Annotated in this window: 15 protein-coding genes; 2 read left to right on the top strand and 13 right to left on the bottom strand. The window is 47.0% G+C overall.

The annotated features are described in order from the left end of the window. Window positions 1–16: 16 nt before the first annotated feature. A complete protein-coding gene (gene purE / locus HMPREF3201_RS09885; protein ID WP_062412900.1) occupies window positions 17–511 on the bottom strand; it encodes a 5-(carboxyamino)imidazole ribonucleotide mutase in 495 nt (164 codons plus the stop codon). A gap of 285 nt (window positions 512–796) precedes the next feature. Here purE and HMPREF3201_RS09880 point away from each other — a divergent pair, with 285 nt between their 5' ends. Then, window positions 797–3,328, top strand: a complete 2,532-nt coding sequence (locus tag HMPREF3201_RS09880; protein ID WP_062412899.1) for a 3'-5' exonuclease — start codon at window positions 797–799, stop codon at window positions 3,326–3,328. Here HMPREF3201_RS09880 and HMPREF3201_RS09875 read toward each other — a convergent pair. Both HMPREF3201_RS09875 and HMPREF3201_RS09870 read right to left on the bottom strand, forming a co-directional pair. Next, window positions 3,321–3,887, bottom strand: coding sequence for a chromate transporter (locus HMPREF3201_RS09875; protein ID WP_062412898.1), 567 nt, complete (start codon window positions 3,885–3,887; stop codon window positions 3,321–3,323). The two genes, HMPREF3201_RS09880 and HMPREF3201_RS09875, sit on opposite strands and share 8 nt — an antisense overlap. 11 nt (window positions 3,888–3,898) lie before the next feature. Beyond that, a complete protein-coding gene (locus HMPREF3201_RS09870; RefSeq protein ID WP_227163071.1) occupies window positions 3,899–4,471 on the bottom strand; it encodes a chromate transporter in 573 nt (190 codons plus the stop codon). Between the two features lie 128 nt (window positions 4,472–4,599). On the opposite strand from HMPREF3201_RS09870, the gene HMPREF3201_RS09865 reads away from it, so the two are divergent. Beyond that, window positions 4,600–5,466 (top strand): LysR family transcriptional regulator, encoded by an 867-nt coding sequence (locus tag HMPREF3201_RS09865; protein ID WP_062412896.1) that lies wholly within the window; start codon window positions 4,600–4,602, stop codon window positions 5,464–5,466. Window positions 5,467–5,469: 3 nt separating this feature from the next. Here the strand turns inward: HMPREF3201_RS09865 and HMPREF3201_RS09860 are convergent, their stop codons facing one another. The 10 genes from HMPREF3201_RS09860 to HMPREF3201_RS09815 form a co-directional block, all read right to left on the bottom strand. Further along, window positions 5,470–5,976, bottom strand: a complete 507-nt coding sequence (locus tag HMPREF3201_RS09860; protein ID WP_062412895.1) for a methylated-DNA--[protein]-cysteine S-methyltransferase — start codon at window positions 5,974–5,976, stop codon at window positions 5,470–5,472. 17 nt (window positions 5,977–5,993) lie between these two features. Next, complete coding sequence (locus tag HMPREF3201_RS09855; RefSeq protein WP_062412894.1) at window positions 5,994–6,998, bottom strand: NAD-dependent epimerase; 1,005 nt, start codon at window positions 6,996–6,998, stop codon at window positions 5,994–5,996. Window positions 6,999–7,045: 47 nt separating this feature from the next. After that, the gene (locus HMPREF3201_RS09850; protein ID WP_062412893.1) at window positions 7,046–8,062 is read right to left on the bottom strand and encodes a glycosyltransferase family 8 protein; all 1,017 of its coding nucleotides are present in this window, start codon (window positions 8,060–8,062) and stop codon (window positions 7,046–7,048) included. 15 nt (window positions 8,063–8,077) lie between these two features. Further along, window positions 8,078–9,244, bottom strand: coding sequence for a nucleotide sugar dehydrogenase (locus tag HMPREF3201_RS09845; RefSeq protein WP_062412892.1), 1,167 nt, complete (start codon window positions 9,242–9,244; stop codon window positions 8,078–8,080). Between the two features lie 27 nt (window positions 9,245–9,271). Continuing rightward, on the bottom strand, window positions 9,272–10,276 hold the full coding sequence (locus HMPREF3201_RS09840; RefSeq protein ID WP_062412891.1) for a glycosyltransferase family 8 protein: 1,005 nt from the start codon (window positions 10,274–10,276) through the stop codon (window positions 9,272–9,274). A 504-nt stretch (window positions 10,277–10,780) separates the two neighbouring features. Next, window positions 10,781–11,740 carry a glycosyltransferase family 2 protein gene (locus HMPREF3201_RS09835; protein ID WP_062412890.1) on the bottom strand — a complete coding sequence of 320 codons (960 nt, stop codon included), beginning with the start codon at window positions 11,738–11,740 and terminating at the stop codon, window positions 10,781–10,783. Beyond that, entirely contained in the window at window positions 11,737–12,945 is a 1,209-nt protein-coding gene (locus tag HMPREF3201_RS09830; RefSeq protein WP_062412889.1) for an O-antigen ligase family protein, read from the bottom strand. The genes HMPREF3201_RS09835 and HMPREF3201_RS09830 overlap by 4 nt, the downstream gene beginning before the upstream one ends. A 33-nt stretch (window positions 12,946–12,978) precedes the next feature. Next, window positions 12,979–15,006 carry an LTA synthase family protein gene (locus HMPREF3201_RS09825; protein ID WP_062412888.1) on the bottom strand — a complete coding sequence of 676 codons (2,028 nt, stop codon included), beginning with the start codon at window positions 15,004–15,006 and terminating at the stop codon, window positions 12,979–12,981. 142 nt (window positions 15,007–15,148) lie between these two features. Continuing rightward, window positions 15,149–16,279: a glycosyltransferase gene (locus HMPREF3201_RS09820; protein ID WP_062412887.1), complete on the bottom strand. Its 1,131-nt coding sequence runs from the start codon at window positions 16,277–16,279 to the stop codon at window positions 15,149–15,151. After that, window positions 16,279–17,037 carry a glycosyltransferase family 2 protein gene (locus tag HMPREF3201_RS09815; RefSeq protein ID WP_062412886.1) on the bottom strand — a complete coding sequence of 253 codons (759 nt, stop codon included), beginning with the start codon at window positions 17,035–17,037 and terminating at the stop codon, window positions 16,279–16,281. Before HMPREF3201_RS09815 ends, HMPREF3201_RS09820 begins: the two co-directional genes overlap by 1 nt. Between the last annotated feature and the right edge of the window lie 63 nt (window positions 17,038–17,100).

Below are 17,100 nucleotides of genomic sequence, written 5' to 3'. Positions count from 1 at the left end.
AGGACGCGAACCACCCTTAGAGGGCTTTTACGTCTTCTTGTAATTTCTTGTTTTTAGCCATGACTTCATTGGCCATGTTTTCGCGATAAGCCTTGTATTTCTTGGCTAATTCGGCATCGCTGACAGCGCCGATCTGAACGGCCAAGAGAGCCGCATTTTTAGCGCCGTTAATGGCAACCGTAGCCACGGGAATCCCCGACGGCATCTGAACGATGGCCAAGAGGGCATCCATGCCCTGCAAGCTGCCGCTTTCCAAAGGAACGCCGATGACCGGAAGCGTCGTGTAGCTGGCAACGACACCCGGCAGATGAGCTGCCATGCCGGCGCCGACGACAAAAGCCCCGATACCGCGTTCTTCAGCCGTCGTGACGAATTCACGAACGGCAGCCGGTGTCCGATGGGCTGATGCCAATAAGACTTCATAGTCTACCCCAAATTCTTTAAAAATAGCTACTGCTTTTTTCATAACGGGAAAATCAGAATCGCTCCCCATAATTAAAGCTACCTTCATCAGAGACCCCTCCTTAGGAATAACAAAACCCAAAAGTGACACAAATCACCTTTGGGCTTTCAGTTAGATACACGGAGACTGTTTACAAACGGCATACAAACCTGTCCATAAACATTTTGTCATAGTGCGTCTCCTTATTGATTAAAATATTTATCAAACACACTTTGATTCTATCAAAAAGACAGGTGGCTGTCAATCAAAATCCGCCTTTCTATGGTAAGACAGTATCCCCCGTCAAGGGACTGTGTTACAATGAAAAAAGACGCGACGGAACGGAGGAATAACATGAATTTAAACGAACAGCAGCAGCAAGTCGTCAATGAGCTGTCCCAATCGATTTTACTCAACGCCCCGGCCGGAACCGGCAAGACCCGTGTCCTGGCAGCCAGGGTAGCCCATATCATAGCCCAAAAGAAGGCCAAGGGGTCGGAAATCCTGTGCCTGACCTTTACCAACCGGGCCTGTAAGGAACTGAAGAATCGCATCATCGAAACGGTCCCGGAAGAAGGTTTCGCCGTCACCGTAAAGACTATCCACAGTTTCTGCTACAGTCTCATCAAAGAAGAGACCAAGCGGCAGAGCGACCGCTACAACGACTTTCTGATCTATGATGACGAAGACTGTAAACAGATTCTGGCTGCCATTGACCTTACGAAAATGACACCGCGTCCGGCCTTACCGGAACTCCAGACCTTCATCGAATTTGAAAAAAAGAAACGCGTCATCCCCGGCCTGCGCGATTTTACCAATATACAAGATGACCTCAAAGGTTGGCTCTCCGAGTACGGGGAAGACCTTGTCTGGGAGTACGATATTGCCCTTGCCGACAACCATGCCATCGATTTTACCGACCTCATTACCGGGGCCTATGAATTTCTCCAAGACGACGCCATCTGCCGCCGCTGGCGGGAAAAGTTCCGCTTCATCTCCGTCGACGAAATGCAGGATACGAGTGAAGTCGAATACACCGTCATCAGCCGCCTCTTCCCGGACCGCAACATCCTCCTCTGCGGCGACTACTTCCAAACCATTTACGAATGGCGTGGCTCCTATCCCGAATACATTTGGAAAGAATTTCGAGACGGCTATCAGCCCCTTGAAATTACCTTCACCACCAATTACAGGTCCACCCAACTCCTGTTGGAAGCCGGTCAGACCTTCTTATTTCGCCTCTTAGGAAAAGTGACCGTCCAGAGCATCTATACCGAACGGGGCATCTCGGCCTCAAAAGATCCCGGCGAACCCATCGTCCTTCATAAAGCCGGCACCTGGATGGAAGAATCCCGCTGGATTTTCCGGGAAATCAAGGCCCTGCCTCCTGAAGAGCGCCTAAAGACCTGCATCCTCGTCCGCGACAACCGCCAGGCTAAGTTCATCTGGATGGGCATTACCTCGCACAACCAAAAGTACCCGCAAGACCAGCAGCTGCCGGTTACCTGCATCGACCAGTTTCACCTGTTTAAACGGCAGGAATGCAAGGACGTCCTGGCTTATCTTCGATTGCTGATGAATAAACACGACAACCTCAGTCTGAAGCGAATCGTCCAGCGCTTCGTCCCCCGCATCGGCCGGCGTACGGTAGAAACGATTGAAAGCGATTCCTATCGCAAAGTGGGCCTCATGCTCAGTGATTTTATCGATCCCCTATCCCATCAAACGGGCGATCCTTACGGGCTCTTATTGACAGCCTTATCCCAAGAACGGCTGGTCGTCTTCGACGTCGAAAGTACAGGCACGGACACGACCCAGGATGAAATCATCCAAATCGCCGCCATCCGCCTCGATGCCAAGGGGCAGGTAAAAGATAAGTTTAATACCTATGTAAAGGCCCTGCGCCCCGTCGGCACGTCGTACTACGTCCACCACATCAGTGACGAAAAACTGGCCGCTGAAGGCGTGCCTCCCCAAAAAGCCTTAACGCAATTTTTAGACTTTGCCAAAGACGCTGTCATCGTCGGCCACAACGTAACCTATGACCTGTCCATCCTCCAGAGCGAATTGCAGCGACTGGGCATGTCTGAAAGGGCCGACTTTCCTTATTACGATACCCTCGATATCTACCGCCGCTTTTATCCCACCTTGCGTAATCATAAATTAGAAACCTTGAGCCACCACTTTCCTATCGACCATAAACCGACGCACGACGCCTTCGACGACATCTTAGCCACAGCCGGACTCCTGATGTATGCCATCGACGAGAAGATTCGCCCGATAGAACCGATCCGCCGAGCCGCGATGGCCATCTATCTCCCGCTCTTTGCGCCCTTCAGCCGGGGAATGGAAGAGTTACGGCGCTTATCCTACCAGGTTCGGCCCATCAAAGTCATTACGTCCGTCATGAATGACTGCGGCGTTAAAGTTTGGTATCAAACACATCTCGACAGCTCTGATGAGTCCAACCATATCGACCGGCTGGAAAATATACGCAAGCTCTACCGCATCGCGAAGGAAACAGACGACGCCGGACAGAATCCTCGCGACGCCCTGACCGAATTTCTCAAGATGGCGGCCCTCTCCAACAGCGAGCTCGACAGCATGCTGGCCAAAGACCCGAAAATACCCATCATTACCATTCACCAGGCCAAGGGCCTTGAATTCGACTACGTCTTTATGGCCAGTTTAGAAGACCATATCTTCCCTACCTATTGGGCCCGCCAAAAAGGGGATATAGAAGAAGAAAAACGCCTCTTTTATGTCGCCATGACGCGAGCAAAAAAGAGGCTGTATCTAAGCTGGCACCAAGGATTGGGTCGTCAGAGCTATCTGCCGAGCCGATTCTTGAAAGGTATTAACCTGGAGTATTGTGAAATCAGATAAGGCCGGCCATCCCCAGTACCAGGCCTAAGACACCGGAACCGAGGAGAACCTTGATGACGCCGATTTTCTTGCGAGTGGCGATAATGGCCCCGATGAGGATGAGAAGACCGCCGCGGCTGAAGCCCAGCCAATCGGAAGGCAGTGCTTCCGTATTCCACAAAGCCAGGAGAATAAAGCTCAGGCTGGCGACGCAGATGAGGGCTACGACGGCCGGACGCAGACCGTTTAAGATGCCGCGAATCGGTCCGATGTCGCCGTACTTCAAAAAGATACGGGCCAGGATGATGCCCAAGAAAAAGGACGGCGTGACAAAGCCCATGGTGGCCACAATGGCCCCGGGAAGACCTGCGATACGGGTGCCGACGAAAGTCGCTGCATTGATGCCGATCGGCCCCGGCGTCATCTGCGAAATCGTAAAGATATCGACGAATTCACTCATGGTCAGCCAATGGAAGGTGTCGACGACGCTGGCCTGAATGAGCGGCATAGAGGCATAGCCGCCGCCGACACAGAAGATGCCGACTTTAAAAAATTCCCAAAAGAGCAATCCATAGATCATGACGGCACCCCCTAATTATACTGCGCAGCGCGCATGAACAATAAACCGATGATGCCGTCGATGAGGATGAGCACCATGATATTGGTATCGAAGAACAGGTTGGCAATGAAGGTACCGATGATGATGAGCATTGGCAGGATCAGCTTCTTCTTCCCCTGCTTGACCAACAAATCGATGCCGACATTGACGATGAGCGCCGTCGCCCCGCACTGCATACCGCGGAGGACCATCTTGATATAGGCATTTTGAATAAAATAATCATAGCTGTAAGAAATAATGGTCAAGGTAATCAAACAGGGTAAGACCGTGGCAATAAGGGCGACGATCGTCCCCAGGATGCCGGCCATGCGATAGCCTAAGATGACGGCGCTGTTGACGGCGACGACGCCCGGCATGGACTGGGCAATGGCCACCATATCGAGGGTATCCTTATCGCTGATCCAATGGTATTCGTCGACGTACTTGCCTTTCAGCAGCGGAATAATGACGAAGCCGCCGCCGACGGTAAAGGCGCTGATTAAGAATGTCGATTTGAAAAGGGTCCAATAAAAATGAGCATCTCGTTTCGGTGTGACAAGATCCATAAGTTTCATCCTTTCTAATAATAAATGGCTTTTTACATGGCTAGTATACCATAGGTATATCTATATTGAAAATATTCGTATCATTGCTATAATATATGTAAATCATATACCACAAAAAAGGAGGTACTATGGACCTTCGTCAACTTACCTACTTTCTGGCCATCGCCGAAGAAGGCCAGATCACGGCAGCTGCCCGGCGCCTAAACATGGCTCAGCCGCCCTTAAGCCAACAGATGAAAGCCCTCGAAGAAGAGCTGGGCGTCGAACTCTTTCAGCGGGAACCGCGCAGCGTCACCTTGACCGATGCCGGAGAAATCCTCTATCGAAGGGCCCGGCAGCTCATCACCTTGGCCGATTCGACGCGCCGTGAAATCGGCGACTTTAAAAGCGGCCTCCGCGGCACCTTATCCATCGGGACCGTCTCTTCTTCAGGCAGCGTCATCCTGCGGCCGGCCCTTCGTCAATTTCACGACAGCCACCGCGGCATCCGTTTTGAAATCTACGACGGCAACACCTTCCATATCCTGGATATGCTCCGAAAAGGGCTGATTGAAATCGGTATCGTCCGCACACCTTTTAAGCAGGAAGCCTTTGACTGCACTTTTTTACCGGAAGAACCGATGGTGCTGGCCTATGCCGGAAAAGATCCGAATCCCGACAAAGAGACCTTGACTATCCCCGATTTAGAAGGTCTGCCCCTCATCGTCTATCGCCGCTTCAATCAACTTCTCCTAGACGTCTGCGAAGGCTATAACCTGACGCCGTCCATCCTCTGCCGCAACGACGATGCCCGGACGACCCTCCTTTGGGCCGAAGCAAGCCTCGGGTATGCCGTCGTACCGGCATCGGCCCTCTCGCCATCACGGCTGACGACGCTCCATATGAAGGTCATTGACGAGCCCCGGCTCTACACGCGCCTGGCCGTCATCACCGCCAAACACCGCTACTTATCCGGCATTGCCGGCCAATTCATCGAAGCCTTGACCAAGGCCTGAGGCTTATTCTTTTACCGCCAAGCCCTCCAAATGAAGGAGGGCTATTTTTCTGTCGATACCGCCGGCATAGCCCGTCGCCTTGCCGCTGGCCCCTAAGACGCGGTGACAGGGAATGATGATGGAAATGGGATTGTGGCCGACAGCACCGCCAACGGCTTGAGCCGACATCGATTTTCCCGTCTGTGCTTCAATGGTTTTGGCCAACTCGCCATAGGTCGTCGTCTGCCCGTAGGGAATCTGGCAGAGGAGACTCCACACGCGGCGGCGGAATTCATTGCCCTCTGGCGCCAGGGGCAGGCTCATGATAGCCGGCATGCGGCCGGCAAAATACTCATCGAGCCATTGAACAGCCTTCTTGAGGACCGGTGTTTCTTTCTCCGTGACCTCGGCCCCGTTCAACCCTTCCATATCGTATTTCTGCCCATCAAACCAAAGGCCGACCAGCGCCGTTTCATTGGCCGCCAAGGTCATGGCTCCTAAAGGCGAGGCATAACTCATCGTATAATACATAACTTTCTCCTATCTCATTACAAATCGTAGTACGTTCGATACCATTCGGCAAATTTTCCCAATCCTTCTTCGATCGTCGTTTCCGGTTTAAAATCGAAATCGCGCTGCAATTCACTGACGTCGGCATAAGTCTGGTAGACGTCACCGGACTGCATGGGCAGGTACTCTTTTTCTGCCGTCTTGCCCAAGGCCTGTTCCAAGACTTCGATGAAGTGCATGAGCTGTTCCGGCTTATGATTGCCGATGTTGTAGACCTTATACCGGTCTCCCAGTTCATTTTCTACAGGCGGATTGGAGAGCATATGCTCAATGCCGGTTACGATATCATCGACGTAGGTAAAGTCGCGGTACATATCGCCGTGGTTATAAATTTGAATGGCCTCCCCATTTCGGATCTTATTGGCAAACTTAAAGTAGGCCATATCAGGGCGGCCATAAGGCCCATAGACGGTGAAGAAGCGCAGGCCCGTCGCCGGAATCCCATAGAGATGGCTGTAGGTATAGGCCATGAGTTCGTTCGATTTCTTCGTCGCCGCATAGAGGCTGATGGGATGGTCGACGTTGTCCGTCGTTGAAAAAGGCGTCTTCTCCTGATTGCCGTAAACCGATGAGCTCGAAGCAAACAACAGATGGCTGACTTCATGGTGCCGGCAGGCTTCAAGGATATTGAAGAAGCCGATGATATTCGAATCGATGTACGTCCGCGGATGGTCGATACTGTAACGGACACCGGCTTGAGCCGCCAAATTGACGACAATATTCGGCTGGAACGACGAAAAAATCTGCTCTACAGCCTGTTCGTCCGCTAAATCACCTTTTATAAAGGTAAAGGCTGGGAACTGATTTAAGATTTCGAGGCGAGATTCTTTCAAGGTGACGTCATAATAGTCATTGAGATTGTCGAAGCCCATGACCGTCGCTCCCTTGGTCAAAAGCCGCTTAGCCAGGTGGAAGCCGATAAATCCGGCAGCGCCGGTAATGAGGACTTTTTGTTTCATATCAAAAGGTTTAAAATTTGCCATCATCTACTCCTTTATCGAGATGATAAAAAATAAAATTTATAGGATAGTTATTTGTCTCTTTTACATGCAAGATACTTAAGATAGGCCTCTATCCCTAATCTGAACTGGCCCGTCTTAAAATACATATTCGCTAAATATCGCCATTCACGATAATTCTTAGGTAAATCGAAAGGAATCTCTCTCCATGGAGATATCTTGGCATATTTTCTCCATACCTCATAATACGAATATTTCCAAGAATGTTGGTCAAAAAGAGCCATTGTCCCATTTTTTAATTCTGACACGCATAATTTCCATGGCTTTTTAGCACCTGTAAAATGAACCATATAAATACATTCAGGGACTTCTGAATTACGAACGGACATGCCACAATTATAAGCATACGATTCATCAAAGACGACATGCCCTTCCAACAGAATATTCAACACGTCCTGATCCATTTCTCCAAATTTCTGATCAGAACAAAGTTCAATGGCTTTATTACCAATATCATATTTCACATATTCAGGTATATTCATGAGTAAAATACCCGAATTAAAATAATCTGTGCCTTTCATGCCTAACTTATGGCAGGTTTTATTTTCTCGTAATCCTGGCTGAGAAGTGGCATCTTTCGTGACTGCTGCAACCATATTATGAAGGGGCTGCTTATACCAATCAGCGATATCATGAACACATAAAATATCCGTATCTAAATAAAGGCATTTTTCTATGCCAATGTCGTTCATAATATAAGGCATCAACAATCTGTAATAGGCTGTTATAGTAATATACGAATTACTATTCAAATGTTGGATAGTACTATCATCGATCCAGTAGATACAGAAAGGAACTTGATATTTTTTTGCAATTTGTGTAAATCGGGCTTCTTCATCCTCAGGTAGGGTACCATTAAAAGCAATATGAATGGCACACGGCATCGTCATATTTTCTAAAACGGAAATGACGGTCACACCGAGTCCTCGAATAACATTTTTGTCACTGCATAATAAAATATTAGCCCGGTCATTGCAATCATTTACCGCTACATCGGATAAAATTTTTCTCTTTTTTAATAATCCCATAATATTCTACCCCAGTTAATCTCGAGCAAAAAGATCTCTTGTATACACTTTATCTCGAACATCACTAAGTTTATCGGTCCAACGGTTGGAAATGATGATATCACTCATCCCTTTGAATTCATCTAAGTCGCGGATAACACGGGAATTGAAAAAGGTCTCTTCTTTCAGTGTCGGTTCATAGACGACGACTTCAATCCCCTTGGCCTTGATGCGCTTCATGACGCCCTGGATGGCTGAGGCCCGGAAGTTGTCCGAGTGACTCTTCATCGTCAGACGATAAACGCCGACGATACGGGGATTTTGAGCAATGATCATATCAGAGATATGGTCTTTCCGCGTCCGGTTCGCCGCAACGATAGCAGAAATCAAGTTCTGCGGCACGTCCTGATAGTTGGCCAGAAGCTGTTTCGTATCCTTGGGCAGGCAGTAGCCACCATACCCAAAAGACGGATTGTTATAGAAATCGCCGATTCGCGGATCGAGGCAAACCCCTTTGATGATTTCCTGGGTACTGAGACCGCGCATTTCAGCATAGGAGTCGAGTTCATTAAAATAGGCGACCCGCAGAGCCAAATACGTATTGGCAAAGAGTTTTATGGCTTCGGCTTCCGTAGAACCCGTAAATAAGACGGGGATATCCTCCTTGACGGCGCCTTCAACCAAGAGGTTGGCAAAGGTCTTGGCCCGATCCGACACTTCGCCGACGACGATGCGCGACGGGTGGAGATTATCGTAGAGGGCTTTCCCTTCCCGCAAAAATTCCGGCGAGAACATAATATTCTCGGTCTGATACTTGGCCTTGATTTGCTTCGTATAGCCAACAGGGACCGTCGACTTGATGACCATGACGGCCTTCGGATTGATAGACAAGACCTCTTCGATGACCGTTTCTACCGACGACGTATCAAAGAAGTTCCGCTTAGGATCGTAATTGGTCGGCGTCGAAATAATGACAAAATCAGCCCCCGTAAAAGCTTCTTTAGCATCGAGAGTGGCCTTAAAGTGCAAATCCCCACGCTGCAAAAAAGCCGAAATATCAGCATCGATAATAGGTGAAACTGCATCATTTAGCATTTTCACTTTTTCCGGCACAATATCAAGCGCTACCACTTCATGATTCTGAGCCAGCAATACTCCATTTGAAAGTCCAACATATCCCGTTCCGGCAACAGCAATTTTCATTTACATCAACCACCAGTTCATAAGCAATTAATTATTTATTCCACATTTATAACAAACTCGGAGAATAGCGTACCAAAACATTCCCTGTATATATTTGGCATAATTACCATGCCATTTGTAATACATACCCCAATATTTAAAGTCATGATAATTGGACGCCTTCTTAATGGGCAGCAGATTAGTGAGGGTAGTCCATGGAGACAACCTGTTATATTCTCTCCATTTTCTATCAAAATCAGACAAGACCATTTGCCACGGCTTACGTCTCCCCGTCCAATGAACGATGACGCTATCGCCCTTATCAAACTCACCGCCGTCATAAACATTATATTTACTGGGCAAGAAATCATTATTTCCATCAAAGACTAAATTCAATACGTCCTGACTCTGTCCTAAAAAACGTTTTCGTGGTTCACACTGATAGGAAAAGCAAAGTTCCGTAACGCCCTTGTCTTCCCATAAAGGGATATTCACCAACATAACGCCATCATTAAAATACTTCCCATTCTGCAGTTTTAAGTATCCGGCTCGATACTCGATAGCAGAGTCCCGCTCAGACACAGCACCCATGGGACTGGATAAATTCAGGTTCCATAATGGCTGTAAGGAAGAGATGCACATTGTATCAGCATCTAAATAAATATACCTGTCGGTATATTTTTTTAAGATTTTAGGCATATAAAGACGTGCATAGGTTATCCTGGAAAAACGCTCCACCTTAATATGAAAGTCCGCAAAAGGCTCCATATTCAGTACATATACAATACACCGGCATTTATACTGTTCTGCCAGCATTTTAAGTTTTTCCATATTTTCCTGACTACACCCATCCGTAAAAATGTGAAAGGAAAATGATATGCCTTTATTATTTTCTAATACGGAAATAATGGATGCTCCCATGATGTATATAAATGCATCATTAACATTATAACAAATATGGTAATTTTTAGCCGTTGAGTTGGCGTAATTATAATCAACCATCGATTGAATAAAGTTATCTTCTTTAAAAAAGTTCTCTTCAAAATTTTTCATAAATACATTCCTCGCATGATACTTGAGATTCACTCGTTAGGCCAGGACGTAAAAGAGTAGTCAAAAACGATTTCCCTATAAGAAGCCCCAGCAGTTTCTATACTTCTAATCTTCGTTATTATACTATAAAAATTTTAAAAAAAACTACAAACCATTATCCAGTACCAACCCTATTTTCTCATGTCATTGTATCGGCCTTCAATAATTGGGTCAAATATAAGTATCTTGTCGACAGTACGCTAAAGAAAATGCAGATAGCCGGTCTTCCCGTCACTAAAATGGCAAGACCGAGCCAAAAGAAACATCCACTCGGTGAAAAACATTTGATTAAATACAGCTTGAAAAGAAAAAAATGGCCTCAACATAGTAATTGGCCATATCATCATACTCTAAAAAGCAGACTATTCCTTCGCCGTACTGTCTAAACATTTTTTACGAATCCCTATAGGAAAATACTCCTCGCACATCATAAAAATGCAAAATATACGATTTATTTTCCCATTATTACCACAATCGTTTAGGATAATAGTGCACCAAGGAAGCCAGACCATAAGACGTCGTATAGGTAAGGTATTCCAGCTTTTTCCCTAATGGCATGGGTGTATCTTTAAGGAAACGTGTTAATACCGTCCTATATTCATTTAAAGTCTGATTATAAGCTTCTTCACGACGATATTTAATGTCATAGCGCAAAAGTGCGATAATGGAGCGAGCATATCCTCGAAAAGCACTGTCTAAGACGGCTCCCATAATGCCGTCTTCCTCCATCCGCTCAAAAATTCGCTGATGGACTTTAAAATTTCCAAGCCAAACATCTTCCGTATCTTTCCAAGATAAGCTGTCTTTATGCTGGATATAATGGTAAAAGACATTGGAAACAAAAGCCATGGTCCTCGCCTTCAATATGATTTCCGTTACAAACAGCTTATCTTCTGAATAAGATATATTTTCATTGAACCGTGTATCACCAATGAGCTCACGACGATAGACTTTGTTCCATGTGCTGTCAATGAAACATTCCTTTTTCGACAGGTAATTCAAAGGCAAGCCACTGACTTCGACGGTCCCTATTTCATAAAGGATATCCTCGTATGAACATTCTTTTATGACCCCACAATTAACAAGGTCGGCCTTCTCTCTTTCTAAGACAGCAATCATGACTTCATACATCTTGGCATCGATGAGATCATCACTGTCGATGAAGGCGATGTAGCGTCCTTGTGCTGCTTCAAGGCCTCGATTTCGGGCCGAGCTGACACCGCCATTTTCTTTATGGATGACAGATACACGATCATCCAATGCGGCTATCTCCTGACAGATAGCCAGACTATGGTCACTTGAACCATCATCGACGACGATAACTTCCATATCGTGATACGTCTGGTTCAATACACTTTGCAGGCTCGCCCGGACATAGCATTCATTATTGTAAACCGGCATGATAATGCTCAACGAAGGCTTCATAAAAGGTTCGTCTCCTTTTTGTAATGGGCCCAACTATAAATCGTCATCCCCCAGAAAAACCAATAGAGATGCATTGTCTGACGATTAAAGAAATCATAGTCAAACAGGCCGAAGAGATAAATGGCCAAAATCGGCAGGAAAAAGCCAGCCAGCCAGGGGAATCCCGGACCCTGTTTTCGATAGTAAGCCCTGAGCGAGCTCACGAATACTTTTAGCTGGAATAAAATGAGGATTAAAAAGCCGCTCAGGCCGACAATCCCCGTTTCATTCCAAGTTTGTAAATAAATGTTGTGCGGTGACTGGATATTTTTTTCATGGAAGGGATTCTGCGCTTCAAAACGTTCATGATAAACTTTCCCCCAACGTCCAAGACCAATACCGATGTAAGGCTTTTCCTCAATAAGTTGAACAGCAACTTCGGTCAAATAGACGCGACCATCCTGACTGATATCACGATGGAGGCGGTCAGAAATGAATTGAGGTGCTGCCACACCGAGAACCAAACAAGACAGAACGAGGAGGCAAGCCATTACTTTTAAGGCTAACCATTCCCGCCCTAAATAGCAGAACACCAGAAGGGCTAAAAAGACGATAAAAAAGGCAAAATAAGCATTTCGCGATCCCGTACAAAGGAGAACGACGAAAGCCGTAATACAAACTAAAGCCAAGAAGAAAGACGTCTTTGGCCAAAGAGAACGGTAGCGAATGACGCCAAATAATACGACGGGAAGTAGCGTCAACAGTATGCTTCCTAAGGCATTGGGGCTGGTATAAGGTCCAAACAAGCGATTGTCTTGCCAAGTCGGTTGAGCCGCGACCAATCCCAACTGCCATATAATAGACAGGGAAATCCCGAGCCAGACAGCCGGAAAAGTCCCCTTGCCCGGCCGGGCCATCAGAACGGCTAACACAAGGGGTACCAGGCGCTCAATATACTTAAAAAGAGCCGCAGGATTACCGCCATTAAAAGGAATAGTAATCGCCGCCGTACCAAAAAATATAGCAATGGCAAGCACAGTCTGCCAAACAACAGTTTTTTTCCACAGTGTCCCCATAATAGGGATTCCCTCTTTTTTGCAAACAATCAAATGAGTCAAAAAAGAGGTCGTCATCAATGTCCCCGACCCGGCACCACAGCTGAGGGCCAATAAAAAAATCGGGATATACGGAAGGTAATTTTGTTGAAATGTTCGCCAATAAGCCATAACCAATTCTCCACTCTGGCCGAGTTATACCTATCAAAGCCAGGTATCAACGGGCCGTAATAATTCAGGCCGCTGCAGTAAGTACGCAGTCAAACTTTTTTCAGCAGCGCAGATATCTTCGTATGGGGCCTCACCGTGTAAGACTTCGGCACCGGATGTTGCCGTCAATGACTGATAATACGTTTCGCCGCAGCCACCGATAGAATCCATCGTTACCCAATGATGGGGCGTAACGCAGGACGTGACGGATTCGATTAACGATTCAAACAGTGAATAATAAGTGAATCCCGCCGGCGCAATGAGTTCAAAAAGGGTCGGCAATATATTCATGTGGCTTCCGATGCGATTGCCGGCTAACGAGTCTTTATCGAGTTCTCGATGATGGAACATGAGGACCGGCGAATGAAGTTCCCGGAAAGTATATTCTCTTCTCATGAAGGATGTATGCTGTAATTCCGGGCACTTATAGCCGTGGTCACCGGTGACGATGAACAGGCTGTCCGGATAGGCTTCTTTCATCTTTTGAATAAAATCATTGATGGCTCGGTCAGCGTACCAGAAGGTTCCCAGTGCTTTCTGAATGATTTTCTCCTTCAATACATCGGGCTGGACATTCATGATTTTTTTGGCATCAAAGCCTAAATCTTTCAAAGGCATCTTATAGGGCCCGTGGTTTGAAGTCGTATAGACAAAGTGGAACTGGGGCACATCGTCGCTGCGCTCTTGAATCATGTCGGCCACCTTGTTCAGAAAAACGTGGTCATAGACGCCGACCCAGGAGCGAGGCGCTTTGGCGCCGCAGATGTCGGTGCCGGAATAGGAATGATTAAAACCGCAGGCTGGCGCAAAATGGTTGAAATTCCCATGGGATAAGCTGCCGCCGTACCAATAGTTCGTTTCATAGCCCAATTTACGCAGCTGTATCGGCAGCGACGTCGGCAGTGTCCCCTGCCAAAAGGATTCCCGTTCATTCAATTCGAACCCGGCATCAAAGATGCCCAGCATGAGGCCCACGATAGACGGACGAGAAATGATACCACTGGATAAGGCAGTATGAATAGACGCCGTATGGACGTCATTCATCAGTTTCTTCCCTTCATCGGCAATATGAAGGTCGGCAAAAGCCGGATCAAAATAAGGCTGAGAATAACTTTCGCCGACAACCAAAAAAATATGGGAAGGGCGTTTGATTTTCGGCCCCTTAGCCTGGTGACTGATGGCCTTCAAGGCATCGTTAAACGAGTCTATGGTGCCTCCTTTTTGTTCAATAAAGGGCTTTACGAGCGCCAGGTTTTCTGCCGGGCTTCGTTGCAAGCGTTCTTTTATGCGGCGATGCCCCAGCATCTTTAAGGCAATTAAATCGTCAACGGTGGCTTTGGACAGAAAGGGATCGCTCTTGACAATCGCCGGAATCGTATCCCATTCCGGTTTATTATCGTGCCAAAAGGTACCGCCGTAGCGGAAAAAGTAAAAAGCCCCGACCAAAAATAAGAAGACGGACACATTGAAAAGATAGTAATGCCAGCCGCTAATGGGCGGATAGGGAATAACCGGAGTATCCATCATGCTTTGGAGGATAAAAAAGACGATGGCGACATAAGGAATGAGCAAGGCCAATTTTCGGGCCCCATTGTACTGGTGAAAAAAGATGTCGATGAGATTGTTTTTCTCCGCTTTTTCACCGAGGAAAATGATATTATTAAAAATATCGTGAAACTGGGCATAAAAAATCATTTTCCCAACGAAGGCCACATACAGGACGACGCTGTAAACCATACCGAGCAAGACACGAATCAGGTCGCCGTGCTGACTCCAGAAGCCGATAAAAAGGCCCGGCAGGGTAACGAGCACCAGCGAAACGACGAAGACATAGGCATTTAAATCCATGCCCCACCAAAAACCGAAGCGAAAACATTCCCACAAGGCATTTCGCTTGCCAGCAAAGCCCGGATACGGATTATGGACATAAATGAAGATAGCCCGAAATACAGCACATAAAATCGGAAAAAAAATCCATAGCTTAATATCTTGTTGAACTGCTAAAAAAAACTGTTCAAACACCTGTTACTCCTCCTTCATAACTGTGAAGTATCCTTGATCACGATAAGTGCTGCAAAACCCAGACACTACCATTTATCGCATAGACCAAAAATAGTACTAGCATCTTCAAAATCCTTTTCCGTATTCCACATAGTAGACTTTTTTATTTCAAGATGTTCTTTAAAAACATGGTGGTACTGAAATCATGATTGACAAGTTTTAATTCCGCTTCATACGTCGGCAGCATCTGTTCGTAGGACTGCAAAAATTGTCCCAACTGCTGACGAAGGTGTCCCAGGTCTTGTAAGTCCACTTCCTGACCGACCGTATAGCTCCGAAGAATCTCCGGGTTCAAGACGGCCGTGGCCAAGACCGGCTTATATAGGGCCAAGGCATTGAAATAGACGGCGCTCCAATTATACAGATACCGTTCATTACTGTAAGGCAGGAACAAGACGTCCACGCTTTGCAGCAAGTCATACCAGGCTTTGCCCAATACCTTTCCTTTTATAAAGCGGACGGCGGGCTCGCTGCCATATTTGTTCATGATCCGCTCCATATCGGCAGCATCATCGGGACCAGTCGGAGCCGCCTGGACGACAAGTTCCGCCTTCCCCTGCAAATGACTGTCTAAAAAGGCCTGGATAATGCCGTCGATGTCTTTTTCACCCTTGCGGTAGTGACCGAAAAATCCGATGCGGACCGGTTCTCGATACGAAAGGTCTGCCGTCACCGGAACCCCTTCAGGAAGGAGAACCGGCGGCGGGATGATTTCAATCTTAGCGACGTGATCGTCCTTAAAATCATTTCGCAGGCTCGTAATTTTTAACTTGATATTTTTATAGGCTTCACAGCGCCGGGCCTGTTTCAGGAATTTCGGCTTTTCTTGGGGATTGACACCCAAGAAAATGAAGATGACCGGCACGGGACTATCTTTTAACTTACTCTTATGAAGGGACCGCAAATACCGATACGTCGCCGTCGTCAGTACAATGGCGTCCACTTCATGGCGGCAGGCCTTTTCATAAGCCGCATCAAACCAACGGACACGGCGCCGTTCCCGCTGGATCGACAGCCATATCTTTTTGAGTTTTCCTGCGCCTTCATAATCGACGATTTCACCGCCGCTCATATATTCAATAGGAATCCCAAAGTCAACGGGCAAGCTGCTGTTTTCCGGCAGATATAAGACCGGCTCATGGCCTTCTTTCTTCAGCTCATCGATGATCAGCCGGTCGAATTCCTGTTCAAACCCGCCTTGGGTCTTCACTGTTTCTAAAATAGCTACCCGCATTATTTTTTCTCCGCTCTTTGCAATTCGTATAATTTCAGATATTTCAGCATCGTGTAAAAGAAGTGATTGAAGCACATATAGGTTCCCATCCAGCCATCTAAAAAGCCGGCCCGCGATACGAACATCTTAAAGAAGCCGCCTAAACTGTGGAAAAAAATGCCCGACAAGGAAATCCGTTTCCCTCGCTTATACGCATCTTCGGCCCAGATGGTCGTATATTGGCAGAGCTTTCCTTCCCAGTGGTGCCAATTTTTATAGGTATAGTGTTCTAAGTGACCGGCCAGCCGTTGAGACGGTAAGTCACATTCCGGATGTTCATGCACTTTATTGACCCAGGTAACCGTCGTCCGTGGAAAGAGGCGGCCTACGTAATCAGGCTTCAATACACCGTGATTAAAGGTCGTCCCGAAAGCAACGGATTTGCGCTCCATCGTATATTGATGGGTCAAAGGATCATTGGCCAAGACGTCTTTGACGGCGTCGACAAGCTCATCATTCAAGCGTTCATCGGCATCGAGGTACAACACCCAGTCGGCCGTCGTCTGCTCAAGGGCAAAGTTGCGCTGAGCTGAAAAATCATCGGTCCAGGCGCGAAAACAGACGGTAGCCCCCTGCCCTTCGGCAAGTGTCACCGTCTTATCGGTACTGCCTGAATCGATGATAATAACGTCATCGGTACATTTTTTTGCATTCTTAACAACGTCGACAATATTGTCTTCTTCATTCTTCGTCAAAATTAAAATGGCTAATGAACTCACGAGCTGCGTCCTCTTTTCTTCAAAATAGGGTCATTCTCTCGGTATACTTAGGCTTGTAACATT

The organism is Megasphaera sp. MJR8396C (assembly GCF_001546855.1).
GTDB lineage: Bacteria > Bacillota > Negativicutes > Veillonellales > Megasphaeraceae > Megasphaera.
This window is presented reverse-complemented; position numbering and strand designations above follow the sequence as displayed.